Consider the following 25,063-nt stretch of genomic DNA (forward strand, 5'->3'; position numbering starts at 1 on the left):
CGAACGCCCGGCCGGTCACTCGCTGCGGGCACTCAGACGACCTCGACGAGGGGGTACACGCCGTTCTCGTCGTGGACCTCCCGGCCGGTGACCGGCGGGTTGAACACGCAGAACATGCGCATCCGGGTGTCCGGCTCGACGCGGTGCCGCTCATGGCCGTTGAGCAGGTACATCGTGCCGGGTGCGAGCGGGTACACGGTGCCGGTCTCGAGGTCGGTGAGGGTGCCGGTGCCCTCGATGAGCCACACCGCCTCGATGTGGTTCGCGTAGTGGAACTCGTTGACGGTGCCGGCCTCGATCGTGGTCTCGTGGAACGAGAACCCGACCTTGTCGCCGCCGAGCACGATGCGCTTGCTGCGCCAGTTGCCGTTGTCCGACGTGATGTCGCGCTCGGTGCCGGTGATTTCCTCGGTGGTACGGACGATCATACGTAAGTCCTTCTGAAGCTTGTCTTCTCGTGCCTGGGTCGACGGCGGCCGGGGGTCAGGCCCGGACCACCGAGGTGGCCTCGCACAGGATGTTCAGACCGTGCTCGAGCTCGTCGTCGCTGATCGTCAGCGGCGGAAGCAGCTTGACGACCTCGTCGGAGGGGCCGGAGGTCTCCGCGAGCAGGCCCTGCTCGAACGCGAGGGCGCACACCTTCTGTGCGTCGTTCGGCTCGTCGAAGACCAGGCCCTGAACCATGCCGCGACCGCGGGTGGAGACGCCGTCGAACATGTCGGACAGGTTCATGAAGGTCTGCCGGATCCGCTCGCCCTTGCGCAGCGTCTCGCGCTCGAGGTGGTCGTCGGCCCAGTAGTGCTGCAGCGCCTTCGCCGCGGTGACGAACGCCGGGTTGTTGCCGCGGAACGTGCCGTTGTGCTCGCCCGGGCCCCACACATCGAGGTCGCGCTTGAACAGCGTGAGCGCCAGCGGCAGGCCGTACCCGCCGATCGACTTCGACAGGGTCACGATGTCCGGGGTGATCCCGGCGACCTCGAACGAGAAGAACGGGCCGGTGCGGCCGCAGCCCATCTGCACGTCGTCGACGATGAGCAGGATGTCGCGCTCGGCGCACAGATCCGCGAGGGCACGCAGCCACTCGGGGCGGGCGACGTTCACGCCGCCCTCGCCCTGCACGGTCTCCACGATCACCGCCGCCGGGCGGTTCAGACCGCTGCCGGAGTCGTCGAGCACGCGGGAGAACCAGTGGAAGTCCTCGGTGACGCCGTCGAAGTAGTTGTCGAACGGCATCGGGGTGGCGTGCACCAGCGGCACACCGGCCCCAGCCCGCTTCATGGAGTTGCCCGTCACCGACAGCGCACCCAGGGTCATCCCGTGGAATGCGTTGGTGAAGTTGATGATCGACTCGCGGCCGGTGACCTTGCGGGCGAGCTTGAGCGCCGCCTCGACCGAGTTGGTGCCCGTCGGGCCGGGGAACTGGACCTTGTAGTCGAGGCCGCGGGGGGCCAGGATGTGGCTCTCGAACGACTCGAGCAGTTCCCGCTTGGCGACGGTGGACATGTCGAGGCCGTGGGTGATGCCGTCACCCATGATGTAGTCCACGAGCGCGGTCTTCAGGACCGGGTTGTTGTGCCCGTAGTTGAGGGCTCCCGCGCCGGCGAAGAAGTCGAGGTAGTCCTTGCCGTTCTCGTCGCGGAGCCACGATCCGGACGCCGTTTCGAACACGGTCGGCCAGCCGCGGCTGTAGCTGCGCACCTCGGATTCGAGGTAATCGAAAACGCTGTGCTTGGCGGGGGTTTCGGGGTGCTCCAGGATGGTCATTCGTCGTCCTCCTGCGGCGAATTCGCTTTCGCCGGTCGTGTATTCATTCGCCGATCGTGTAGAGATCCTCGGCCATGTGGGAATCGGGAAAATCCGAAGGGGTGAACAATTCGCTCCGGGTGATGCGCAGTCCGCGTCGCCGGGCGAGCGCGGTGAACAGCGCGATGGACGCCTCGTTGTCCGGGCTGACGGTCGTCTCGAGCCGGTTCACGCCGGTGTCGGCGAGCCGGTCCCACAGGCTGTCGAGCATCCGGCCGGCGATGCCGCGGCCGCGTTGGGCCTGGTCGACGGCCACCTGCCAGACGAACAGCGTGTTCGGCGACTCGGGACGGCGGTAGCCGCTGACGAAACCCACCGCCTCGTCGTCCCCGCCGGTGGCGACGACCGAGGTCGCCGCGAAATCGCGGCACCAGAGCACGTATGCATAACTGGAATTGACGTCGAGCACTTTCGAATCACGCGCGATCTGCCACATGCGAATTCCGTCGGAAATACGCGGTGCGCGGAAATTCGGCTCGGTCGGCGCGCTCGCCGTTTCGGCGGGCGTACGGGGCGGGGTACTTCTCTGCGTCACAGGCGTCATAAGCGGTCTCGAACCTAACAACTTCGTGGGCGGGATTCACCCGCCTTGTCGGGATCCGTCGCCGGGTACCCCGGCTCCGCGCAGGTGAGACACCCATGTGAGAAGAGTCACTTCGTGTAGCGCCCGGGCCGAGCGCGGCGATTATTTCGGGCTCGCCAGCGCCAGCGGCAGCACCGCGGAGGCCCCGGCCCGGATCAGGGTCCGCGCCGCCATCGTCATCGTCCAGCCGGTGTCGGTGACCGCGTCGACGAGCAGGATCGGCCCCCGGGTTCCGCTGAGGTCGGGGCTCTCCCACGCGTCCACGAGGCCGGCGATCCGGTACGCCGAGTTCGCTGCCGTCACCGGGGGCCGGCCGGGCCGGGCACGCAGCACGCCGAGATCCTCGAGCCGGCCGAGCTGCGCCAGCCGCGCCGCGAGGGAACCGACCAGGCGAGGATGGGTCGCCGACTCCACGGCCATCACCGCGGTCGGGCGATCCGACCAGTCCCACGTCTTGAGCACCGCCACGGCGGCCTGCACCACCGCGTCGGGCACCGGCGCGTCGGGGCCGTCCAGCAGCGCCCGCAGCCGCGGACCCCATCCGAGGTCCGACAGCCGGCCGAGTACCCGGCCCGGCTCGGGCCCGTCGGTGATCTTCCCGGACAATGCCACGCCGAGTTTGGCCATTCCCGTCGGCCACTGCCGCCGCGGCGGCAGGTCCACCCCCGGCCGGTCCAGCCGGGCCCGCACCCGGCCCAGCTCGGTGTCGTCGACGTCCGCCGGCCACCGCGCCCCGCAGCAGTTGTCGCACCGCCCGCAGCCCGGGGTGTCGGACGTCAGGTCGGGATCGTCGAGCTGGGTGCGCAGGAACACCATCCGGCACCGGGTGGTCCGCTCGTACTCGAGCATCGCCTCCTGCTCGGCCTCGCGGGCCCGCTCGAGCGTCGCGTACCGGGCGGCGTCGTACTCCCAGGGCACGCCGGTGGCGATCCAGCCGCCCTTCACCCGGCGTACCGCACCGTCCACGTCGAGCACCTTGAGCACCATCTCCAGCCGGGACCGGTTGAGGTCGACCAACGGCTCGAGGGCCTGCGTGGACTGCGGCCGCTCCGGCTCGAGCACCTCGATCACCCGCCGCACCACCTCCTCCCCCGGGAAGGCCACCGACGCGAACCAGCTCCAGATCTGCCGGTCCTCGGGACCCGGAAGCAGGATCACCTCCGCCCGCTCGGTCGCACGGCCCGCGCGACCGACCTGCTGGTAGTAGGAGATGGGTGAGGACGGTGCTCCCAGGTGCACCACGAACCCGAGGTCCGGCTTGTCGAAACCCATGCCCAGGGCCGAGGTGGCGATCAGGGCCTTGACCCGGTTGGCGAGGAGGTCCGCCTCCAGCTGCTCCCGCTCGGCCGGATCGGACTGCCCCGTGTATGCCGCGACGGTGTGACCGTGCTCGGAGAGCAGCGCGGCCAGGTCGTGCGCGGCCGACACGGTGAGGGTGTAGACGATCCCGGAACCGGGCAGCTCGTCGAGGTGCTGGGCGAGCCACGCCGCCCGGCGCGCGGGTTCGTCGATCCGCAGCACCGACAGGTGCAGCGACGGCCGGTCGAGACCACCGCGCAGCACCAGGGTCTCGCCCGTGCCCTCCCCGACGCCGAGCTGCGCGGCCACGTCCGCCACGACCCGGTCGTTCGCGGTCGCGGTGGTCGCGAGCACCGGAATGCCCTCGCCGATTTCGGTGACGAGGGTGCGGATGCGCCGGTAGTCCGGCCGGAAGTCGTGTCCCCAGTCCGAGACGCAGTGCGCCTCGTCGACCACCACCAGTCCGGCGTCGCGGGCGAGCGCCGGCAGCACCTGGTCGCGGAAGTCCGGGTTGTTGAGCCGCTCCGGGCTGACGAGCAGGACGTCCACCGCGCCCTCGGCGACCTGCCGGTGGATCTCCTCCCACTCGGTGACGTTGCCGGAATTGATCGTGGCCGCGCGGACGCCCGCGCGCTGCGCCGACTCGACCTGGTTGCGCATCAGGGCCAGGAGCGGGGAGACGATCACGGTCGGCCCGTGCCCGTGGGCGCGGAGCAGCTTGGCGGAGATGAAGTAGACGGCCGACTTGCCCCAGCCCGTGCGCTGCACGACCAGCGCTCGCCGGCGATGCACCACCAGTGCCTCGATGGCGCTCCACTGGTCCTCCCGCAACCGGGCGCCGGGTCCCGCGAGGTCGCGGAGCAGTCGTTCGGCTTCGTCGCGCAGATCCGTGGTGGCGGTGCTCATGGGACCTATCGTGCCGGACCGCGCCGACACCGTCCGTGCCGGACGAGGGCGACACCGTCCGTGCCGGACGAGGACGACACCGCCGCGCCGCCGCGAGGGGCGTCCGCGCCGGCCGTGGCGTTCGCTTCGGGGACGAACGTGCCGTGTTGCGCGACGAACGGGGTCGTTCCATCGGCGAACGACCCGTCGGTCCCGTCGGGCCGCCGCCGCCCGGCCCGGCGGCGGCGCGGCACGTCGGTCGCGCCGGAGTCGTCGGCGCCACGGTCGCCCCGACCCGGAGCCGCTGCGCTCGTTGCAATCGAACCGACTGCGAGACAGTTGCTTTCGGGGACCGGTGGGACGGCGGTTCGTTCGGCCAGGGGCCGTGGGTGCGGCACGCGGCGGGGTGAGTGGTCCGCGCCCCATCCGGTCCGCCGCTGTGACGGAGGCGTCGTCGGCCGCCGGACGTGCTCGTACCCTGTTCGTTATGCAGACGCAGTTCCTCCGCCCCGCATCCGACTCCTCTCCGAGCCGAATCGACCATCCGGCGTTCCGGCAGAAGGTCGTGTCGGCGGAGGAAGCCGTCCGCTGGATCCAGCCCGGCCACACCGTCGCCATCAGCGGTTTCGCCAGTGCCGGCACGCCGAAGGCGATCACCCCGGCGCTCGCGGAACGCATCGGGGCCGCGCGCGCCGCCGGCACCGACTTCACGGTCAACCTCCTCACGGGCGCGTCGGTCTCCGCCGAGACCGAGCGGATGCTGTCGGAGGTGGCCGGCATCTCCCTGCGGATGCCGTACCAGGCCGAGCCCACCGCCCGCCGCAACATCAACAACGGCCGCATGGACTACGTGGACATCCACCTGTCCCACGTCGCCCAGCAGGTCTGGGAGGGCTACTACGGGCACGTCGATGTCGCGGTCGTCGAGGTCTCCGGCGTCACCGAGACCGGTGAGCTGATCCCGTCCGCGTCGATCGGCAACAACAAGACCTGGCTCGACGTCGCCGAGAAGGTGATCCTCGAGGTCAACTCGTGGATTCCGGCCGCGATGACGGGCATCCACGACGTGTACTACGGCACCGCGCTGCCGCCGCACCGCAAGCCGATCATGCTCACGGACGTCGAGGACCGCATCGGCCAGAGCACGTTCCGCGTCGACCCGGACAAGGTCGTCGCCGTCGTCGAGACCCACGCCCGCGACAGCGCCAGCCCGCTGACCCCGCCGGACGCGGTGAGCCAGGCGATCGCCGCGCACGTGCTCGACTTCTTCGAGCACGAGATCTCCCGCGGCCGGCTGCCCGCGGACACGCTCCTGCCGCTGCAGTCCGGCATCGGCAACGTGGCCAACGCCGTCCTCCAGGGTCTCGATGCCGGTCCCCACAAGGGTCTGACCTGCTACTCCGAGGTCATCCAGGACGGGATGCTGCACCTGATCAAGCACGGCACGGTCCGCTTCGCGTCCGCCACGTCGCTGGCGCTGAGCGAGGCCGGAATCGACGAGCTGGTGTCGAACATCGACTTCTACCGCGAGCACATCGTGCTGCGCCCTCAGGAGATCAGCAACCACCCCGAGATCGTGCGCCGCCTCGGCATCATCGCGATGAACGGCATGCTCGAGGCCGACATCTACGGCAACGTCAACTCCACCCACGTCATGGGCACCAAGATCATGAACGGGATCGGCGGATCCGGCGACTTCGCCCGCAACGGCTACCTGTCGATGTTCCTGAGCCCCTCCACCGCGAAGGGCGGCAGCATCTCGTCGATCGTGCCGATGGTGCCGCACGTGGACCACACCGAGCACGACGTGCAGGTCCTCGTCACCGAGCAGGGACTTGCGGACCTGCGCGGATTGTCGCCGCGGCGCCGCTCCCGGGTCGTCGTCGACAACTGCGCCCATCCGGACTACCGGGACATGCTGCACGACTACGTCGACCGGGCCGAGGCCGTGCCCGACGCCGGGCACACCCCGCACCTGCTCGGCGAGTCCCTGTCCTTCCACCAGCGTTTCCTGGAGTCGGGATCCATGCTGGCACAGTAGGTTCCGAGGGGCCGGCGCCGTCAGCCGCCGGCGACCGGCGCGGGGTCGATCGGCTGTTGCGGGAGCGACTGCGTGACCGCCGCCGATATCGTCTGCAGCGGAGTCGGACCCGAGCCGTTCGGCACTGTCAGCGCCACGTACACCGGGCGGTCCACGACGAACCACGTGCTCGCATCGATGCCCTCCGCGGCGCCGGACACCTCGAACCACTGGACGCCGTCGACCACCTGCAGCGCCGCCGCCTGATCGAACTCCGCCGGTCGCTCGAGCCCGCACCGCAGCACCACCGGCTCGCCCTCGACGGGCTGCCAGGCCGCGGCCCCCACCGGGGCCGGGTCGGCCAGCTCCGCGCGGCGGAGGTCGCCGACCTCCTCGGGCAGCGCCCCCAGCAGCGCCGCGCACTCCGGGGACTCGGCCTGCGGCGCCACCACCGGCCCCAGTGCTACGGGCGCCAGCTCCGGGGTGCGGTTCGCCAGCACCGCCGCCACCACGATGCCGATCAGCAACGCCACCGGCAGCGCGACGGCCGTGGCGATCAGGGCGGGACTGCGGTGGTGTTCGGCGTCGCCGGCGGGGGCGGGGTCGGGGTCGGGGTCGGGGGAGACTGTCGGCTCGGTCATAATCTCTCGAATTTGCGGGGACGGTAGCGTGGTCGAAACTACCGTGACCACCGACGCCCGCACCCCACCGACCCACGAACGGGAGGACCGCATCACCGCGCCCGACCGCACCGGCCCCACCGTCGCCGACCTCGGCGAGTTCCCCGTGATCGACCGTGCGGTCGCCGGGCGTCGCCAGCCCGCCACCACGCTCGTCGGACCGGGCCACGACGCGGCCCTCGTCGCCGCCGCCGACGGGCGCGTCGCCGTCTCCACGGACATGCTCGTCGAGGGTCGGCACTTCCGGCTCGACTGGTCCACCCCCCGCGACGTCGGGCGCAAGGCCGTCGCCCAGAACGGCGCCGACGTCGCCGCGATGGGCGCGCGCCCCACCGCCTTCCTCGTCGGGCTCGGCTGCCCGCCGGACACCCCGGTCGACGTGCTCGACGGTGTCTCCGCCGGGATCGGCGAGGCCGCGGAGGCGCTCGGCGCCGGCGTCGTCGGCGGCGACCTGGTGCAGGCGTCGCAACTGATCGTCGCGGTGACCGTCCTCGGCGACCTCGACGGGCGCGCGCCGCTCCTGCGGTCTGCGGCCCGGCCCGGCGACACCGTCGCGCTGGCCGGATCCACCGGGCGCTCCGCCGCCGGGCTGGCCGTGCTCACCGCCGGCCTCGCCGGCCACCCGGACCTGGTGGCCGCCCACCAGGTGCCGGCGCCCCCGTACGCCGCGGGACCCGCGGCGGCGGCCGGCGGCGCCCACGCCGCGACCGACATCTCCGACGGCCTGCTCGCCGACCTCGGGCACATCGCCGCCGCATCCGGCGTCGCGATCGACGTCTCGCGCGAGCTGCTCGAACCCGGCGCCGAGCTGCGGGCCGCCGCCGCGGAACTCGGGGCCGACGTATGGGAGTGGGTGCTCACCGGCGGCGAGGACCACGCCCTTGCCGCGTGCTTCCCGCCGCACGTGCCGCTGCCGGCGGGCTGGCGGCCCGTCGGCACGGTGCGCGAGGGCGGCGGCGTCACCGTCGACGGCCACGGCCGGCCGGGTCCCGGAGGCTGGCAGAGCTTCTCGAGATAGGTTTCACAGCATGGCTGTGTATGCGCTCGGCGACCGTGTGCCCGATATCCATCCCGACGCCTGGGTCCACCCCGATGCGGTGGTCATCGGCAACGTCACCCTCGGCGCCCGCGCCTCGGTGTGGCCCACCGCGGTCCTGCGCGGTGACTACGGCCGGATCGTCGTCGGCGCCGAGAGCAACATCCAGGACGGGACGATCATCCACTGCACCGCCGTCGACGCCACCGTCATCGGCGCCGGCACCGTGGTCGGCCACAACGCCCACATCGAAGGCTCCACCATCGGCGACGGCTGCCTGATCGGGTCCGGTTCGCTCGTGCTCAACGGCTCCGCCGTCGGCGACGGGGCGATCGTCGCGGCCGGCGCGCTCGTGGCCCCGCGTTTCCAGGTGCCGCCGCGGTCCATGGCGATCGGCGTACCCGCGAAGATCCGGGAGGGTTACGAGGTGCCGGAGGGCCACGTCGACGCCAACGCCAAGATGTACGCGGCGAACGCCGAGTACTACCGCAGCGCGCTGCGCAGGATCGACTGAGGGGCCGGGCACCACCGATGGCTGTACGACCCCTGCCGGAGATCGTCGAGGAAGGCTGGGCGCGGGCGCTGGCTCCCGTTGCCGCCGACATCGCCGCGATGGGCGACTTCCTGCGCGCCGAGAACGCCGCCGGACGCGGCTACCTGCCCTCCGGCGCGAACGTGCTGCGGGCCTTCACCCAGCCGTTCGACCGGGTGAAGGTGCTCATCGTCGGCCAGGACCCGTATCCGACGCCGGGTCATGCCGTCGGACTGAGCTTCTCGGTCGCGCCGGAGGTGCGTCCGGTGCCGCGCAGCCTGGCCAACATCTACCGCGAATACAGCGACGACCTCGGCCTGCCGACACCACCCAACGGCGACCTCACACCGTGGTCGGCACAGGGGGTGCTGCTGCTCAACCGCGTCCTGACGGTGCAACCCGGCCAGCCGGCGTCGCATCGGGGCAAGGGCTGGGAGAGCGTGACCGAGCAGGCGATCCGGGCGCTCGTCGCGCGCACCGCGCCGCTCGTCGCGATCCTGTGGGGCCGCGACGCGGCCACCCTCGAACCGATGCTCGGCGACGTGCCCACCGTGAAGTCGGCGCACCCGTCGCCGCTGTCGGCCTCCCGCGGGTTCTTCGGGTCCCGCCCCTTCAGCCGCGCGAACGCGCTGCTGACCGAGCAGGGCGGGGACCCGGTGGACTGGCGCCTGGCCTGAACGGGCGTGGCTCAGCCGCGGCGAATCGACTCGAAGTCGGGGCGCCGCTTCTCGACGAACGCGTCGACACCCTCGATGCCGGTCGGGCCGTTCGCGGCCGCCGCGATCGCCGCGGCCTCCGCGTCGAGCTGCTCGGACAGCGACCGCCCCGCCGAATCGGCGAGCAGTTGCCGGATCCCGGCGTAGGCGGCGGTGGGGCCGTTCGCGAGGGTGCGGGCCACCCGCATCGCCTCGCCGGGCACCTCGTCGTCGGCGACGAGGCGGCTGAGCACCCCGAGCCGCACGGCCTCGTCGGCGTTCAGGACACAGTCGGTGAGGATGATCTCCCGCGCCCGGGCGACTCCGACGATGCGCGGCAGGGTCCACGACATGCCGCCGTCGGGGGTGAACCCGATCGACGGGTAGGCCGGCCGCAGCTTCGTCGAGGGGCCCCCGAGCGCGATGTCGGCGTGCAGCACGATGCTCATGCCCGCGCCCGCCGCCCAGCCCTGGACGGCGGCCACCACGGGCACGCGGGCCGCGTCGAGGGCGCGGACGAAGTCGTGGAACAGGCGTGCGACGTCGCCGACGAACTCGCCGCGGTCGGGCGCGGAGGCGAAGGCGCGGACGTCGCCGCCCGCGCAGAAGTTGGCACCCTCACCGACGAGCAGGACGGCGCCGACCTCGGGGCCGGCGGTGCGCAGGGCCTCGATGCCCTGGGCCATGCCCGCGGGGGAGAGGGACGTGCCGCGCTCGGCGGTCGCCACGGCGATGCGCAGGACGCCGTCCTCGAGGCGGACGTGGGACAGTACTGATTCGGTCACCCGGGGCACCCTACCGGTCGCCCCGCCCGGCGGGTACGGGGTCACGGCGACGATGGCGGAACACGACGAGGCCCCGGCGTCGCAACGCCGGGGCCTCGTATGCCGAACCGGGGATCAGCCGCGAACGACCTTGCCCGCTTTGAGGCAGGAGGTGCACACATTGACCTTACGCGTGTTGCCCGGGGCAACCTGAGCGCGCACGCTCTGGATGTTCGGGTTCCAACGACGGTTGGTACGCCGGTGCGAGTGCGAGACCGACTTACCGAAGCCGGGGCCCTTGGCGCATACGTCGCAGACGGCAGCCATAGTCGCGAACTCCTTGGTGAGTAGTGGATATTTTCGTGTCTTCGTCGGCCTGCGAACACGAGGAGGCGTCCGCCATCCGTGCGAGGCAACCCTGCAAGCGTAGCGGGTGGGGGTGGCAATGGCCAAACCGGCCGTCCGACGGGGGCACCGCTACCCTTGCGTCACCGGTTGCGTGGTGGCGAAGGGGGGAAGCAGGTGCTCGAGGTCGGGGAAGCAGTCGACGGGACTGCCCTGCGCCGATGGGTGGATCTCGGGTTGCGGGCGCTCGCCGAGCGCCGCGACGAGATCAACAGCCTCAACGTCTTCCCCGTCCCCGACGGCGACACCGGTACCAACCTGCTCGTCACCCTGCGCTCCGCGGCGGCCGAACTCGACACCTCCGCGGCGGACGCCGAGGACGTCGCCACGATCGTCGGCGCCCTGGCGCGCGGCGCGTTCCACGGCGCCCGCGGCAACTCCGGTGTCCTCCTCGCGCAGATGCTGCGGGGCCTGGCCGACGCCCTCGACGGGGCCGTGGCCGTCGACGGCGCCGCACTCGGGCGCGCCTGGCGGCACGCCGCAGACCTCGTCACCCGCGCGCTGAGCTGCCCCGCCGAGGGCACCATCGTCAGCGTGCTGCACGCGGCCGCCGACGGCGCGCACGCGGCCGGCCGCTCCGGTTCGCTCGTGACGGTGGCGACCGCAGCGGCCGACGCCGCCGCCGAGGCCCTGCAGCGCACCACCGCGCAACTCGACGTGCTGGCCGAGGCCGGCGTCGTCGACGCAGGGGGCCTCGGTCTGCTCCTGCTGCTCGACGCGTTCGTCGAGACGGTGTCGGGCTGGCGTCCGGACCGGGCACCGATCGCGACGTCGAAGCCCGGCGCTCCCGCCCGGCATGGTGGGCACAACGGGCACGAACCCCGCCACGGCGGCGATCAGGACTTCGAGGTCATGTACTTCGTCGAGGGCTCCGACACCGCCCGCATGGACACCCTGCGTACCCGCCTCGACGCCCTCGGGGACTCGGTCGCCGTCGTCGGCGACGGCGCCGGCACCTGGTCCGTGCACGTGCACTGCTGCGACGCGGGCGCTGCCGTCGAGGCCGGCCTGGAGGCCGGGCGGCTGCACCAGGTCACCGTCACGTGCTTCGCGCTGGAGGCACAGCAACGGATCGGCGTCGGCCCGGTGGCTTCCGGGGCCGGAAGCCGCTCGGTGCTCGCCGTCGTGGCCGGCGACGGGGCAGCGGAGCTGTTCGAAGCCGAGGGCGCGGCGATCGTGCGGGCGGACGATCCGATCACCCGCCGGCACTTGCTCGACGCGATCCGCCGGCTGGGCAGCCGTGACGTGATGGTCCTGCCCAACGGTGCGCTGCCCGCCCAGGAACTCGTCGCAGTCGGCGCGGCGGCCCGCGACCACCGGCGCGAGGTGATGTTCCTGCCCTGCTCGTCGATGGTGCAGGGACTGGCGTCGCTTGCGGTGCACGACCCGGGCCGCGAGGCCGCCGACGACGCCTTCGCCATGTCCGAAGCGGCCGCCGCGACCCGGTGGGGCTCGCTGCGCATCGCGAACGAGCGGGCCCTGACCTGGGTGGGAACGTGCGAGCCGGGGCACAGCCTGGGCCTGTCGGGTCATGATGTCGTAGTCATCGAGCATGATCTGGTGACGGCGGGAGCGTCGCTGCTCGACAAGGTGCTCGCCGCGGGCGGAGAGCTCGTGACGATGCTCGTCGGCTTCGACGCGCCCGACGGACTCGCCGAGCGGCTGACCCGGCACGTCAACGACCGCCACCCCGAGGTGGAGGTGTTGGTGTACCACGGGGGACAGCGCAGCGACCTGCTGCAGCTCGGTGTGGAGTAGCCGGCACAGGAACAGTCGGACGCCGGCCCTTCGGCGTCGATCGGAGCGGAGAGGACGGCAGTGGCGACACTCGCGGACCGACTCGATCATCTTCTCGGCCGCAAGACCGCGGATGCACTCGCCGACTCGTTCGGCATGACCACCGTCGAGGACCTGCTGCGCCACTATCCCCACCGGTACGCCACCCAGGGCGCCGAGCTCGGCGACTCGCAACCGGTCGAGGGCCAGCACGTGACGATCATCGCGCGGGTGGCCAGGGCCGACGAGGTGCGGATGAAGAGCCGGCCCGGCACCCGGCTCGCCGTCGTGCTCGAATCGGACCGGCAGAAGATCGACGTCACCTTCTTCAACCCGCAGAAGGTCAAGTACAACATCAAGCCCGGGGTGCGCGGCATGTTCTCCGGCACCGTCAAGTACTTCCGCGACAAGTGGAGCCTGGCCCACCCGAGCTACATCATCCTGCCCGAGCCTCGCGGCCCCGAGATCGGTGGCGCGGCCCCGCGGCCCACCCGGGTGCGCGGCGCCGGCGCGCTCGCCGGCATGGCCCGCAGTGCCCAGGGCGACGGCGGCATCGACATGTCGATCTTCGATCGGGCCCTCATCCCGATGTACCCCGCAACCCGCGACGTCGAGTCGTGGACCGTGATGCGCTGCGTGCGGCAGATCCTCGATCAGCTCGAGACCGTCGACGACCCGCTGCCCGAGTGGGTGCGTGGCGAGCACGGCCTGATCGGGCTGGACGAGGCGCTGCGCCGCATCCACCTGCCCGACGACCGGGACGACGTCACCGCCGCCCGGGAGCGCCTGCGGTTCGACGAGGCCGCGGCGGTGCAGCTCGTCCTCGCCCGGCGCCGCCACGACGTCGCGGTGCGCACGGCCCCGGCGTGCCCGCGCCGCAGCGGCGGTATCGCCGACGAGTTCGATCGCCGGCTGCCGTTCGAACTGACCGCCGGGCAGCTCGCGGTCGCCGACGAGATCGCGGCGGACCTCGCCGGATCGCACCCGATGAACCGGCTGCTGCAGGGCGAGGTCGGCTCGGGCAAGACGATCGTGGCGCTGCGGGCGATGCTGCAGGTCATCGACGCGGGACACCAGTGCGCACTGCTCGCGCCGACCGAGGTGCTCGCCGCCCAGCATGCGCGCTCGCTGGCGAAGATGCTCGGCGATCTCGCCGCGGCGGGCGAACTCGCCGCCCACGAGCTGGCCACCAAGGTCACCCTCGTGACGGGCTCGATGAGCGCGGCCCGCAAGCGGCAGGCCCTGCTCGACATCGTGAGCGGCGACTCGGGGCTCGTGATCGGCACCCACGCGCTGATCCAGCAGGGCGTCGAGTTCTACGACCTCGGCCTCGTCGTCGTCGACGAACAGCACCGGTTCGGCGTGGAGCAGCGCGACGTGCTGCGCAACCGCGGCCGCGACGGTGCCAGCCCGCACGTGCTGGTCATGACGGCGACACCCATCCCGCGCACCATCGCGATGACCGTCCTCGGCGACCTCGAGGTGTCCACATTGCGGGAACTGCCCCGCGGCCGGTCGCCCATCACCAGCCGGGTCGTGGCGGCGAAGGTGCATCCCAGCTGGGTGGCGCGCGCGTGGGAACGCATCGGCGAAGAGGTCGCGGCGGGCCGGCAGGCGTATGTGGTGTGCTCGCGCATCGGCGACGGCGACAGCGACGAGGACGCCGACCTGGTCGGCTTCGACGAGGCGGAGACGACCGGCGGGCGCGGGGGCAGGGGCAAGCCGCCCGAGACGAAGTCGGTGCTCCAGCAGTTCGAGGAGCTCGCGGGCGGCCCGCTGGCCCACCTGAGGGTCGGGTTGCTGCACGGGCGACTGCCCGCGGACGAGAAGGACGCGGTGATGCGCGACTTCGCCGCCGGGGACATCGACGTGCTGGTGTGCACCACCGTCGTCGAAGTCGGCGTGGATGTGCCCAACGCGACGGTGATGGTGATCGTGGACGCCGACCGGTTCGGGGTCAGCCAGCTGCACCAGCTGCGCGGCCGGGTGGGCCGGGGCGGGCATCCGGGGCTGTGCCTGCTCGTGTCGGATTCGAAGCCCGGCGCGCCCGCCATGGCCCGCCTCGAGGCCGTCGCCGCGACCACCGACGGATTCGCGCTCGCCCAGCTGGACCTGCAGCAGCGCCGCGAGGGCGATGTGCTCGGTGTCGCCCAGTCGGGCACCACCTCGACGCTGCGGATGCTCTCGCTCGTCGACGACGTCGAGGTCATCGCGGCCGCGCAGGCCTTCGCCCGCGCCGTGACCGACCGCGATCCGCGGCTCGAGGAACACCCCGGTCTGGCCCGCATGGTGTCGGCCGCGCTCGACACCGAACGGGTCGCGTATCTCGAGAAGTCGTGAGGTTACGTTCCGCGCACGCCGGGCGCAGCGCCGTTGTGAGGTGACGCCCGCCGCACCCGCGACGTTTCCGGCACGTTAAGGATCCCTCGACCTGCATCGTTTCAGTCGGACAAAGACGTGCATCCGTCCCACGATCTGGGATGCGGACGCCGAACGGAGTGTTACGTCGCGGTACCGTCGTCCAATGTTCTCCAAAGTGCTTGTCGCCAACCGAGGCGAGATCGCGATCCGCGCGTTCCGCGCCGCCTATGAACTGGGTGCCGGGACCGTCGCGGTGTTTCCGTACGAGGACCGCAATTCCCTGCACCGGCTCAAGGCCGACGAGGCCTACCAGATCGGGGAGCAGGGGCATCCGGTCCGTGCGTACCTGTCCGTGGCGGAGATCGTCGCCGCCGCGAAGAAGGCCGGCGCCGACGCGGTCTACCCCGGCTACGGTTTCCTGTCCGAGAACCCGGACCTGGCGGCGGCGTGCGCGGCGGAGGGCATCACCTTCATCGGTCCGTCGGCGCACGTGCTGGAGCTGACCGGAAACAAGGCGCGGGCGATCGCGGCAGCCAAGGCGGCGGGTCTGCCGGTGCTGGCGTCGTCGGAGCCGTCGGCCGATCTCGAGCAGTTGCTCGCGGCTGCCGAGTCCATGGAGTTCCCGATCTTCGTCAAGGCCGTCGCCGGCGGTGGCGGGCGTGGCATGCGGCGCGTGGCCGAGCGTGGCCAGCTGCGGGAGGCGATCGAGGCGGCGTCCCGGGAGGCGGATGCGGCGTTCGGCGATCCCACGGTGTTCCTCGAGCAGGCGGTGGTCGATCCCCGGCACATCGAGGTGCAGATCCTGGCCGACGGCCAGGGCAATGTGATGCATCTGTTCGAGCGGGACTGCTCGCTGCAGCGCCGCCACCAGAAGGTCATCGAGCTGGCCCCGGCACCGAACCTCGCCCCCGAGCTGCGCGAGCGGATCTGCGCGGACGCCGTCGCGTTCGCGAAGCAGATCGGTTACAGCTGCGCCGGCACCGTCGAGTTCCTCCTCGATTCCCGCGGCAACCACGTCTTCATCGAGATGAACCCGCGCATCCAGGTCGAGCACACGGTCACCGAGGAGATCACCGACGTCGACCTCGTGCAGGCGCAGATGCGCATCGCCTCCGGTGAGTCGCTGACCGACCTGGGCCTGTCGCAGGACAAGGTCGCGATCCGCGGGGCGGCGCTGCAGTGCCGCATCACCACCGAGGATCCGGCCAATGGCTTCCGGCCCGACACCGGCCGCATCAGCGCGTACCGCACGCCCGGCGGCGCCGGGATCCGACTCGACGGCGGCACCTCCGTCGGCGCCGAGGTCTCCGCCCACTTCGATTCGATGCTGGTCAAGCTCACGGCCCGCGGCCGCGACCTGCCCACGGCCGTCGCCCGCGCCCGCCGCGCGGTCACCGAGTTCCGCATCCGCGGCGTGTCGACGAACATCCCCTTCCTGCAGGCCGTGCTCGACGACCCGGACTTCCGGGCCGGGAACGTCACCACGTCGTTCATCGACGAGCGGCCGCAGCTGCTGACCGCCAAGACCTCCGCCGACCGCGGCACGAAGATCGTCGAGTACCTCGCCGACGTGACGGTGAACAAGCCGCACGGCGAGCGCCCGACGACGGTGTACCCGCACGACAAGCTGCCGAAGATCGACCTCGACGTCGCCCCGCCGGAGGGTTCGCGGCAGCGGCTGCTCGCCCTCGGCCCGGACGGCTTCGCGAAGGCGCTGCGCGAGCAGAAGGCCCTCGCCGTCACCGACACCACCTTCCGCGACGCGCACCAGTCGCTGCTCGCGACGCGCGTGCGCAGCAAGGATCTGCTCACCGTCGCCGGGCACGTCGCGCGGATGACCCCGCAGCTGCTGTCGATCGAGGCGTGGGGCGGCGCCACCTACGACGTCGCGCTGCGGTTCCTGCACGAGGACCCGTGGGAGCGTCTGGCGGCGCTGCGGGAGGCGATCCCGAACATCAACCTGCAGATGCTGCTGCGCGGCCGCAACACGGTCGGCTACACCCCGTACCCGGAGATGGTCACCCGCGCGTTCGTGCGGGAGGCCACCGACACCGGCATCGACATCTTCCGCATCTTCGACGCGCTGAACAACGTCGACCAGATGCGGCCGGCGATCGACGCGGTCCGCGAGACCGGCACCGCCCTGGCCGAGGTCGCGATGTCCTACACCGGGGACCTCTACGATCCCGGCGAGACGCTCTACACCCTCGACTACTACCTGCGCCTGGCGGAGCAGATCGTCGAGGCCGGGGCCCACGTGCTGGCGATCAAGGACATGGCCGGGCTGCTGCGCGCACCCGCGGCCGCCACCCTGGTCTCGGCGCTGCGCAGCAACTTCGACCTGCCGGTGCACGTGCACACGCACGACACCCCCGGTGGTCAGCTCGCGACGTACCTCGCGGCGTGGCAGGCCGGCGCCGACGCCGTCGACGGCGCCTCCGCCGCGCTGGCCGGCACCACCAGCCAGCCCGCGCTGTCGGCGATCGTCGCCGCGGCCGCGCACTCGGAGTACGACACCGGTCTGGACCTGCAGGCCGTGTGCGACCTCGAGCCGTACTGGGAGGCGCTGCGCAAGGTGTACGCGCCGTTCGAATCGGGCCTGCCCGCCCCGACGGGCCGGGTGTACACCCACGAGATCCCCGGCGGGCAGCTGTCGAACCTGCGGCAGCAGGCCATCGCGCTGGGTCTGGGCGACCGGTTCGAGGAGGTCGAGGCCAAGTATGCCGCGGCCGACCGGATGCTCGGCCGGCTGGTCAAGGTCACTCCGTCGTCGAAGGTGGTCGGTGACCTCGCCCTGCACCTGGTGGGTTCCGGCGTCGCCAGCGACGAGTTCGCGGCCGACCCGGCCCGCTACGACATCCCGGACTCGGTGGTCGGATTCCTGCGCGGCGAGCTCGGCACCCCGCCCGGCGGGTGGCCCGAGCCGTTCCGCTCCAAGGCCCTCGAGGGCCGCGGCGCCCCCAAGCCCGAGGTGCCGCTGACCTCCGAGGAGGAGAAGGCGCTCGACGACACCTCCAGCGAGCGGCGCGCCACCTTGAACCGGCTGCTGTTCCCCGGTCCGACCCAGGCGTTCCTCGAGCACCGGGACCGCTACGGCGACACCTCGGAGCTGTCCGCCAACCAGTTCTTCTACGGTCTGCGCCGCGGTGAGGAACACCGGGTGCGCCTGGACAAGGGTGTCGAGCTGCTGATCGGGCTGGAGGCGATCTCCGAGCCGGACGAGCGCGGCTTCCGGACCGTGATGTGCATCCTCAACGGGCAGCTGCGCCCGGTCTCGGTGCGCGACAAGTCCGTCGCCAGCGAGGTTCCGGCCGCGGAGAAGGCCGACCGCAACAACCCCGGGCACGTCGCCGCGCCGTTCGCCGGCGCCGTGACCCTCCTCGTCGCCGAGGGCGACCGCGTCGCGGCCGGTGACACCGTCGCCACCATCGAGGCGATGAAGATGGAGGCCGCGATCACCGCGCCGCGTGGCGGCACCGTCACCCGCGTCGCCCTCGCCGGCGTGTCCCAGGTGGAGGGCGGCGACCTGCTGGTCGTCGTGTCCACCGAGGAGAGCGCGGAGTGATCGGACGGTTCTCCGGGACGGTGCGATGACCCGGATCGTGGCCGGCCGGGCCGGGGGGCGGCGCCTGAAGGTGCCGCCCCGCGGGACCCGGCCCACCTCGGAGCGGGTCCGCGAGGCGCTGTTCAGTTCGCTCACGGCCCGGATGGAGCTCGACGGCGCGTCGGTGCTGGACCTGTACGCCGGCTCCGGCGCGCTCGGGCTCGAGGCGCTGTCCCGGGGCGCCGTCCACGCCTTGCTCGTCGAGTCCGACGCGCAGGCCGCCGCCGTGATCCGCCGCAACATCACCGAACTCGGTCTGCCGGCGGTGCTGCGGGCTGCGCCGGTCGCCGCCGTGCTCGGCGGTGCCCCGGACCGGGTCTACGACCTCGTGCTCGCCGATCCGCCGTACGCGGTGACCGAGCAGGCGGTGTCCGCGATGCTCACCGCCCTCGTCGACGGGGGCTGGGTGGGGGAGGGCTCGGTGGTGGTGCTCGAACGCTCCTCCCGCTCGCCGGAGACGGTGTGGCCGCAGGCCCTCGAACCGGACCGCGTTCGCAAGTACGGCGAGACCCGGATCGAGATCGCTACCTGCTACGGTTCGGACTCATGAGCAGTGCGGTCTGCCCCGGTTCGTTCGACCCCGTGACCAACGGCCACCTCGACGTCATCTCTCGGACTGCCGTGCAGTTCGACGAAGTGACGGTGACCGTCGTGATCAACCCCAACAAGCAGGGAATGTTCTCGGTTCCCGAGCGCATCGAGATGCTCACCGAAGCCACTGCCCACCTGGGCAACGTGCGCGTCGACTCCTGGCAGGGCCTGCTGGTGGACTATGCACGCGCCCACGGCATCACGGCCATCGTCAAGGGCCTGCGCGGCGCCAACGACTTCGACTACGAGCTGCAGATGGCGCAGATGAACCACAAGCTCACCGGCGTCGACACCCTGTTCGTCGCGACCAACCCGGCCTACAGCTACCTGTCGAGCTCTCTCGTCAAGGAGGTCGCCACCTACGGCGGCGACGTCGCCGACATGCTCCCCGCGACGGTGCACAAGCGGCTGCTCGCGCGGATCGCGGAGCGCACAGCGGCGAAGCGCTGATCCGGCACAGCGGCGAAGCGCTGATCCGGCACAGCGGCGAAGCGCTCATCCGGCACAGCGGCGAAGCGCTGATCCGGCACAGCGGCCGAGGCTGACCCCGCCTGTTCGATCGCCGACACACCGGGTCCGCGATGCGCGACTCCGGCGGCACCTGCGGCAGACTTGCATCCGGCGGCGGTCGCACCGGCCGCGCCGGGACGATGATTGGGGTTGGGCGTGTACCGGGTATTCGAGGCACTCGACGAGCTGGTCGCGATCGTCGAGGAAGCACGCAGTGTCCCGATGACCGCGAGCTGCGTGGTCCCACGCGGCGACGTACTGGACCTGCTCGACGACGTCCGCGACGCGTTGCCGGCCGAACTGGACGACGCGCAGGACGTCCTGGATCATCGGGACAAGCTCATCGGCGACGCGCGGGCCCAGGCCGACAAGACCGTCGCGGACGCCGACGCGGAGGCCCGCGAGACCCTCGACAACGCCCGCGCCGACGCGGACCGCATGCTCGCCGACGCGAAGGCACAGGCGGACCGGATGGTGCAGGAGGCCCGCGCCCACGCCGACGATCTGCTGCGCGACGCCCAGGCCGAGGCCGACGACACGATCGCCGACGCCAAGGAGCAGTACGAGTCCGTGACGGCCCGCGCGCAGGCGGAGGCCGACCGCATGATCGAGGCGGGCAAGGCCTCGTACGAGCGGTCGGTCGCCGACGGCGAGGCCGAGCAGGCCCGTCTGGTGTCGCAGACGGAGGTCGTGCAGGCCGCCCACGCCGAATCCGCGCGGGTCATCGATGCCGCCCACGCCGAGTCGGATCGGCTGCGGTCGGAATGCGACGAGTACGTCGATTCCAAGCTCGCCGAGTTCGAAGACGTGCTCGGCACGACGTTGCGGTCGGTGGGCCGCGGCCGGCAGCAGCTGCGGACGGGCGCCGGTGTGCCCGACTACACGGAGGCCGAACGCCGGTCCGAGCGGCGCCGCTGACGCATCCGGCTCCCGCGCCGGGCGATTTCGTCGCGCCCGGGTCCGTCGCGTATCGTGGAGTGGTTGCCCAGTCGCCCCGTGGGGGCGGCGTCCGTCACCTGGAAAGAGGAAGTAGCATTCCCGTGTCTGCCCGCCGTCACAGCCCCCAGCATCCCGACCGGGATTCGGGTCTCGTGCTGGACGTACGCTCGCTCGGACGCCGTCCGGGCTCCATGCGCACGGTCCACACGGTGGTACCTGCGCCGTTGCGGATCGGACTCGACTCGATCGCGATCGAGGAAGGCACGGATGTGGAACTCGATCTCCGGCTGGAAGCGGTGTCCGAGGGGGTCCTCGTCACCGGGACCGTCCGTGCCGATACAGTCGGCGAGTGCTCGCGCTGCCTCGAGCCCTTCGAGGACTCGGTGGAGCTGTACCTGACGGAGCTGTTCGCCTACCCGAACAGCGTCACGGAGCAGACCACCGACGAGGACGAGGTCTACCGCCTGGTGGACGACACGATCGACCTCGAGCCGGTCATCGTCGACACCGTCGGACTGGAGCTTCCGCTGCGGCCGTTGTGTAGTGACGACTGTGCGGGACTGTGCCCCGAATGCGGCATTCGCCTGGCGATTGCGGAATCCGGGCACGGGCATGAGAGAATGGATCCTCGCTGGGCTGGGTTGGCAGCCGCTTTCGGCGCAGGCTCCGAAGAACCCAGCAGTGCATCCGACAGCAAGAACAACGAGGAGAAGTAGACGTGGCCGTCCCCAAGCGCAGAATGTCGCGTTCGAACACCCGGTCGCGGCGGAGCCAGTGGAACACCACTGCGCCGACGCTCGTCACCTGCCCGAACCGCGGCTGCGGCGAGAAGAAGCTGCCGCACGTGGCGTGCCCGTCCTGCGGCACCTACAACGGCCGTCAGGTGACCGCTGCCGTCTAGTTCTCGAATTCTGAGACATCGTGACGAGCGATTCGACCACCGCATCCGAGGGCGGCGAAGGGGAACACGCGTCCCTTCTCGCCGCCCTCGGTGTCGATGTGGATCCGGAGCTGCTGACGCTTGCGCTCACGCACCGCTCCTACGCGTACGAGAACGGTGGCCTGCCGACCAACGAGCGTCTCGAGTTCCTCGGCGACGCCGTCCTCGGCCTCACCGTGACCGAGAAGCTGTACCTGTCGCATCCGGACAAGTCCGAGGGTGAACTCGCGAAGATCCGGGCGTCGGTGGTGAACATGCACGCCCTCGCCGAGGTCGCGCGGTCTCTCGGTGACGGCGGCCTCGGGCCGCACCTGCTGCTCGGCAAAGGTGAGGAACTCACCGGTGGCCGCGACAAGCCCAGCATTCTCGCGGACGGCATGGAGTCGCTGCTCGGCGCCGTCCACCTGCAGCACGGTATCGACGTCGCACGCACCGTTGTGCTGCGCCTGTTCGCCGAACTCCTCGAGCGGGGTCCGCGGCTCGGCGCCGGTCTCGACTGGAAGACGAGCCTGCAGGAGCTGACCGCGGAACGAGGCGTCGGCGTGCCGGCGTACGAGATCACCGCCACCGGCCCGGACCACGACAAGGAATTCACCGCGACCGTGATCGTCGCGGGCGACGCCCGCGGTGTCGGCATGGGTCGGACGAAGAAGGAAGCCGAGCAGAAGGCCGCCGCCGCGGCCTGGCAGAGCCTGTCCGACAGCGACGCCACCCCCACCGGTGCCGCCGCCGACCAGAGCTGACCCGACGTGCCCGAACTGCCCGAGGTCGAGGTCGTCCGCCGCGGCCTCGACGCGCACGTCCGCGGCGCCACCATCGAGTCCGTCCAGGTGCTGCACCCGCGTGCGGTACGCCGTCACGAACCCGGCCCGCGGGATCTCGCGCTGCGGCTGACCGGGCAGACCGTGGCTGCCGTCCAGCGCCGCGGCAAATACCTGTGGCTCGTCTTGGGGCCCGCCGACGTCGCACTGGTCGTCCATCTCGGGATGAGCGGGCAGATGCTGGTCCAGCCGCCGGCGGTGCCGGACGAGAAACACCTGCGCATCCGCGCCGTTCTCGACAACGGCGCCGACCTGCGGTTCGTGGACCAGCGCACCTTCGGAGGCTGGGCCCTCGCCCCGCTCGTCGAGGTCGACGGTGCCGTCCTGCCGGAGCCCGTCGCGCACATCGCCCGCGACCCCCTGGATCCGGCGTTCGACGCGGCCGCCGTGGTGAAGGTGCTGCGCGGCAAGCACACCGAGATCAAGCGCGTCCTCCTCGACCAGACCGTCGTGTCCGGCATCGGCAACATCTACGCCGACGAATCGCTGTGGCGGGCCGGCGTGCACGGCAACCGCGCGGCCGACCGGCTCGGGGGGCCGACCCTGCGGCGGCTGCTCGACGCGGCCCGCGACGTGATGGGCGAGGCGCTCGCCCAGGGCGGTACCTCGTTCGATGCCCTCTATGTCAACGTCAACGGCGAGTCCGGATACTTCGACCGGTCGCTGAACGTCTACGGCCAGGAGAACCTGCCGTGCCCACGGTGCGGGACGCCGGTGCGGCGGGAGAAATTCATGAACCGCTCGTCGTTCAGCTGCCCCCGGTGCCAGCCGCCGCCACGGGGCGCACGGCGAGCCTGACTTCGGCCGTCCTCCGCGGCCGTCGAAGCGGTGAATCCGTCCCGCGATCCCTGCCGGCCGTGCACAGTGGGAACGGCGGAGGAGGACGCACATGCGAACATCGAGGAGAGTCGTGCCGGCTGCCGCGGCGGCGCTGGTAGTGACACTCGCGGTCGTCGGATGCGGCACCGACGACTCGTACCCGAGCGAGTCGGCGCAGACCACCACCGAGGCAGCCCGGGAAACGACCCCGCCGACCGGCACGGGCGAGTCCGAGCCCGGGCAGACGGGCACCGAGACGCAGGGCACCGAGGCGCAGGGCACCGAGACGACGGATGGAATCCCGGCCTATCAGCCGTCGACGCTCGTCAGCCGGGCTATCGGCTCGGCCGTCCTGACGACGTCCGACCCGATCGAGCAGGTCAGCACCTTCTATCTCGACTTCGTGGACCGGGAGGGCTGGCAGACGGTCTCCGAGAGCGTCACTCCCTACAGCACGAGTCTCACGATCAGGAAGCCGGGGAAGGGCGCCTCCATCTCGGTGTCCTCGGGCGGGGACGGGACGCTGGTCTCGATCAGCACCTATCCGTCACCCTGATCCGTCGCCCTGACGGGGCATCCCGGCTGTCTCGGCTCGGATCCGGGCGCCGGGTGGGATACGGTGGAACCGGTGCGCCGGGAAGTCTGGTCGGCAGACGACGACTGCTGCCCGACATCCGAGGACATTCGATGACGACACCCTTCGCCCGCCTGCCGTTGCTCTCCCGTGGATCGTGGGAGGAATCCAAGCGGGTGGCCGAGATTCTCCGCAAGGAGACCGTCGGTGGTGTCCTGCTGCTCATCGGCGCGCTCGCGGCCCTGGTCTGGGCCAACACCCCGTGGTCCGACGCCTACCACAGCCTCCGCGACACCACGGTGGGGCCGTCCGCGCTGCACCTGGACCTGTCACTCGGGACGTGGGCGGCCGACGGTCTGCTGGCCATCTTCTTCTTCGTCGTCGGCCTGGAACTCAAGCGTGAGTTCGTCGCCGGCGACCTGCGGGACCTGCGGCGCGCCGCCGTGCCGATCACCGCAGCGGTGGGAGGGATGGCGGTACCCGCGGCGGTGTTCGTCGCGGTGAACCTGCGTGGCGGAGCGGACGCGCTGACCGGATGGGCGGTGCCCACCGCCACCGACATCGCCTTCGCCGTGGCCATCCTGGCCGTCATCGGGACGCATCTCCCGGCGGCCCTGCGCACCTTCCTGCTCACGCTCGCCGTCGTCGACGACCTGCTCGCCGTCACCGTGATCGCGGTGTTCTACACCGATGAGCTCGACCTGGCGTATCTCGGGCTCGCGATGCTCCCGCTGCTCGCGTTCGCCGTGGCGGTGCAGCGCGGCATCCGGGCCTGGTGGCTCCTGGTGCCGCTGGCGGTGCTCACGTGGTTCCTGGTCCACGAATCCGGTGTCCACGCCACCGTGGCCGGCGTCCTGCTCGGTTTCACCGTGCCCGTCGCCCGCAGGACGCGCACCGGCACGGAGGCTATGGCCGAGCAGTTCGAGCATCGGCTCCGGCCGCTGTCGGCCGGGGTCGCCGTCCCGATCTTTGCGTTCTTCGCCGCCGGCGTGACGATCGGTGGCCTCGACGGCCTGGGTGAGGCGCTCCGCGATCCGATCTCGGTCGGTGTCGTCGCGGGCCTCGTGCTCGGCAAGGTCGTCGGGATCTTCGGCGTCACCTACCTGATGGCCCGGTTCACCCGCGCCCACCTGGACGAGGGACTGAGCTGGCTGGACGTGCTCGGCGTCGCGCTGCTCGGCGGCATCGGCTTCACCGTCTCCCTGCTGATCGGAGACCTCGCCTACGGCGCCGGCACCGTCGCGGCCGACCACGTGAAGGTTGCGGTCCTCGTCGGCTCCCTCACCGCGGCGCTCGCCGCGTCGGTGGTGCTCCGCTCCCGGAACCGCGCCTACCGCAGGATCGCGGAGCTCGAGTCTCTCGACGAGGACCAGGACGGGATCCCGGACGTCTACCAGCACTGAACCCGGCGGGGCCTGCACGACCC

The 25,063-nt window shown here is 71.5% G+C and carries 23 protein-coding genes; 16 read left to right on the forward strand and 7 right to left on the reverse strand.

The window, feature by feature from the left end; genetic code table 11:
• Positions 1–32 precede the first annotated feature (32 nt).
• From HFP48_RS11690 to HFP48_RS11705, 4 genes are all read right to left on the reverse strand, one after another.
• Positions 33–428, reverse strand: coding sequence for an ectoine synthase (locus HFP48_RS11690; RefSeq protein ID WP_006937217.1), 396 nt, complete (start codon positions 426–428; stop codon positions 33–35).
• Positions 429–483: 55 nt separating this feature from the next.
• Positions 484–1,764, reverse strand: coding sequence for a diaminobutyrate--2-oxoglutarate transaminase (ectB, locus tag HFP48_RS11695; protein WP_006937215.1), 1,281 nt, complete (start codon positions 1,762–1,764; stop codon positions 484–486).
• Between the two features lie 43 nt (positions 1,765–1,807).
• The gene (ectA, locus tag HFP48_RS11700; protein WP_006937213.1) at positions 1,808–2,239 is read right to left on the reverse strand and encodes a diaminobutyrate acetyltransferase; all 432 of its coding nucleotides are present in this window, start codon (positions 2,237–2,239) and stop codon (positions 1,808–1,810) included.
• Between the two features lie 249 nt (positions 2,240–2,488).
• A complete protein-coding gene (locus HFP48_RS11705; protein ID WP_168579539.1) occupies positions 2,489–4,591 on the reverse strand; it encodes a RecQ family ATP-dependent DNA helicase in 2,103 nt (700 codons plus the stop codon).
• Between the two features lie 466 nt (positions 4,592–5,057).
• Between HFP48_RS11705 and HFP48_RS11710 the strand changes: the two genes are divergently transcribed.
• Entirely contained in the window at positions 5,058–6,611 is a 1,554-nt protein-coding gene (locus HFP48_RS11710) for an acetyl-CoA hydrolase/transferase family protein (RefSeq protein ID WP_029543155.1), read from the forward strand.
• A gap of 20 nt (positions 6,612–6,631) precedes the next feature.
• Here the strand turns inward: HFP48_RS11710 and HFP48_RS11715 are convergent, their stop codons facing one another.
• Entirely contained in the window at positions 6,632–7,231 is a 600-nt protein-coding gene (locus HFP48_RS11715) for a DUF3515 domain-containing protein (RefSeq protein WP_043796598.1), read from the reverse strand.
• 91 nt (positions 7,232–7,322) lie between these two features.
• Between HFP48_RS11715 and HFP48_RS11720 the strand changes: the two genes are divergently transcribed.
• Genes HFP48_RS11720 through HFP48_RS11730 form a run of 3 tightly spaced genes read left to right on the forward strand, consistent with a single transcriptional unit; the run spans position 7,323 to position 9,515 of the window.
• Positions 7,323–8,288: a thiamine-phosphate kinase gene (locus HFP48_RS11720; protein ID WP_157127620.1), complete on the forward strand. Its 966-nt coding sequence runs from the start codon at positions 7,323–7,325 to the stop codon at positions 8,286–8,288.
• 10 nt (positions 8,289–8,298) lie between these two features.
• Positions 8,299–8,820, forward strand: a complete 522-nt coding sequence (locus HFP48_RS11725; protein WP_006938031.1) for a gamma carbonic anhydrase family protein — start codon at positions 8,299–8,301, stop codon at positions 8,818–8,820.
• A 17-nt stretch (positions 8,821–8,837) separates the two neighbouring features.
• Complete coding sequence (locus HFP48_RS11730) at positions 8,838–9,515, forward strand: uracil-DNA glycosylase (RefSeq protein WP_006938032.1); 678 nt, start codon at positions 8,838–8,840, stop codon at positions 9,513–9,515.
• Between the two features lie 11 nt (positions 9,516–9,526).
• Here HFP48_RS11730 and HFP48_RS11735 read toward each other — a convergent pair whose 3' ends face one another.
• Entirely contained in the window at positions 9,527–10,318 is a 792-nt protein-coding gene (locus HFP48_RS11735) for an enoyl-CoA hydratase-related protein (RefSeq protein ID WP_029543161.1), read from the reverse strand.
• Between the two features lie 114 nt (positions 10,319–10,432).
• Positions 10,433–10,624: a 50S ribosomal protein L28 gene (gene rpmB, locus HFP48_RS11740; protein ID WP_003939060.1), complete on the reverse strand. Its 192-nt coding sequence runs from the start codon at positions 10,622–10,624 to the stop codon at positions 10,433–10,435.
• Between the two features lie 195 nt (positions 10,625–10,819).
• Here rpmB and HFP48_RS11745 point away from each other — a divergent pair, with 195 nt between their 5' ends.
• The 12 genes from HFP48_RS11745 to nhaA all read left to right on the forward strand — a co-directional run bounded on the left by HFP48_RS11745 (position 10,820) and on the right by nhaA (position 25,040).
• Positions 10,820–12,460 carry a DAK2 domain-containing protein gene (locus tag HFP48_RS11745; RefSeq protein ID WP_029543163.1) on the forward strand — a complete coding sequence of 547 codons (1,641 nt, stop codon included), beginning with the start codon at positions 10,820–10,822 and terminating at the stop codon, positions 12,458–12,460.
• Positions 12,461–12,520: 60 nt separating this feature from the next.
• Positions 12,521–14,818 carry an ATP-dependent DNA helicase RecG gene (gene recG / locus HFP48_RS11750; RefSeq protein ID WP_043796604.1) on the forward strand — a complete coding sequence of 766 codons (2,298 nt, stop codon included), beginning with the start codon at positions 12,521–12,523 and terminating at the stop codon, positions 14,816–14,818.
• Between the two features lie 184 nt (positions 14,819–15,002).
• The gene (locus tag HFP48_RS11755) at positions 15,003–18,404 is read left to right on the forward strand and encodes a pyruvate carboxylase (RefSeq protein WP_168579540.1); all 3,402 of its coding nucleotides are present in this window, start codon (positions 15,003–15,005) and stop codon (positions 18,402–18,404) included.
• Positions 18,307–18,993 carry a 16S rRNA (guanine(966)-N(2))-methyltransferase RsmD gene (gene rsmD / locus HFP48_RS11760; protein ID WP_255326740.1) on the forward strand — a complete coding sequence of 229 codons (687 nt, stop codon included), beginning with the start codon at positions 18,307–18,309 and terminating at the stop codon, positions 18,991–18,993. Before HFP48_RS11755 ends, rsmD begins: the two co-directional genes overlap by 98 nt.
• Positions 18,990–19,484 (forward strand): pantetheine-phosphate adenylyltransferase, encoded by a 495-nt coding sequence (gene coaD / locus HFP48_RS11765; RefSeq protein WP_006938042.1) that lies wholly within the window; start codon positions 18,990–18,992, stop codon positions 19,482–19,484. The genes rsmD and coaD overlap by 4 nt, the downstream gene beginning before the upstream one ends.
• A 216-nt stretch (positions 19,485–19,700) precedes the next feature.
• The gene (locus tag HFP48_RS11770) at positions 19,701–20,462 is read left to right on the forward strand and encodes a DivIVA domain-containing protein (RefSeq protein WP_006933622.1); all 762 of its coding nucleotides are present in this window, start codon (positions 19,701–19,703) and stop codon (positions 20,460–20,462) included.
• Between the two features lie 122 nt (positions 20,463–20,584).
• Entirely contained in the window at positions 20,585–21,199 is a 615-nt protein-coding gene (locus tag HFP48_RS11775) for a YceD family protein (RefSeq protein WP_006933624.1), read from the forward strand.
• Positions 21,200–21,201: 2 nt separating this feature from the next.
• Complete coding sequence (rpmF, locus tag HFP48_RS11780; protein WP_003939052.1) at positions 21,202–21,384, forward strand: 50S ribosomal protein L32; 183 nt, start codon at positions 21,202–21,204, stop codon at positions 21,382–21,384.
• A gap of 20 nt (positions 21,385–21,404) precedes the next feature.
• Positions 21,405–22,166 (forward strand): ribonuclease III, encoded by a 762-nt coding sequence (rnc, locus tag HFP48_RS11785; RefSeq protein ID WP_072635061.1) that lies wholly within the window; start codon positions 21,405–21,407, stop codon positions 22,164–22,166.
• A 6-nt stretch (positions 22,167–22,172) separates the two neighbouring features.
• Positions 22,173–23,042 carry a bifunctional DNA-formamidopyrimidine glycosylase/DNA-(apurinic or apyrimidinic site) lyase gene (gene mutM / locus HFP48_RS11790; RefSeq protein ID WP_006933632.1) on the forward strand — a complete coding sequence of 290 codons (870 nt, stop codon included), beginning with the start codon at positions 22,173–22,175 and terminating at the stop codon, positions 23,040–23,042.
• Between the two features lie 112 nt (positions 23,043–23,154).
• On the forward strand, positions 23,155–23,619 hold the full coding sequence (locus HFP48_RS11795) for a hypothetical protein (RefSeq protein WP_246872551.1): 465 nt from the start codon (positions 23,155–23,157) through the stop codon (positions 23,617–23,619).
• Positions 23,620–23,813: 194 nt separating this feature from the next.
• Positions 23,814–25,040 carry a Na+/H+ antiporter NhaA gene (nhaA, locus tag HFP48_RS11800; RefSeq protein WP_037201635.1) on the forward strand — a complete coding sequence of 409 codons (1,227 nt, stop codon included), beginning with the start codon at positions 23,814–23,816 and terminating at the stop codon, positions 25,038–25,040.
• The last annotated feature ends 23 nt before the right edge of the window (positions 25,041–25,063 follow it).

The sequence above is a fragment of the Rhodococcus sp. DMU1 genome, assembly GCF_012272955.1.
GTDB lineage: Bacteria > Actinomycetota > Actinomycetes > Mycobacteriales > Mycobacteriaceae > Rhodococcus > Rhodococcus aetherivorans.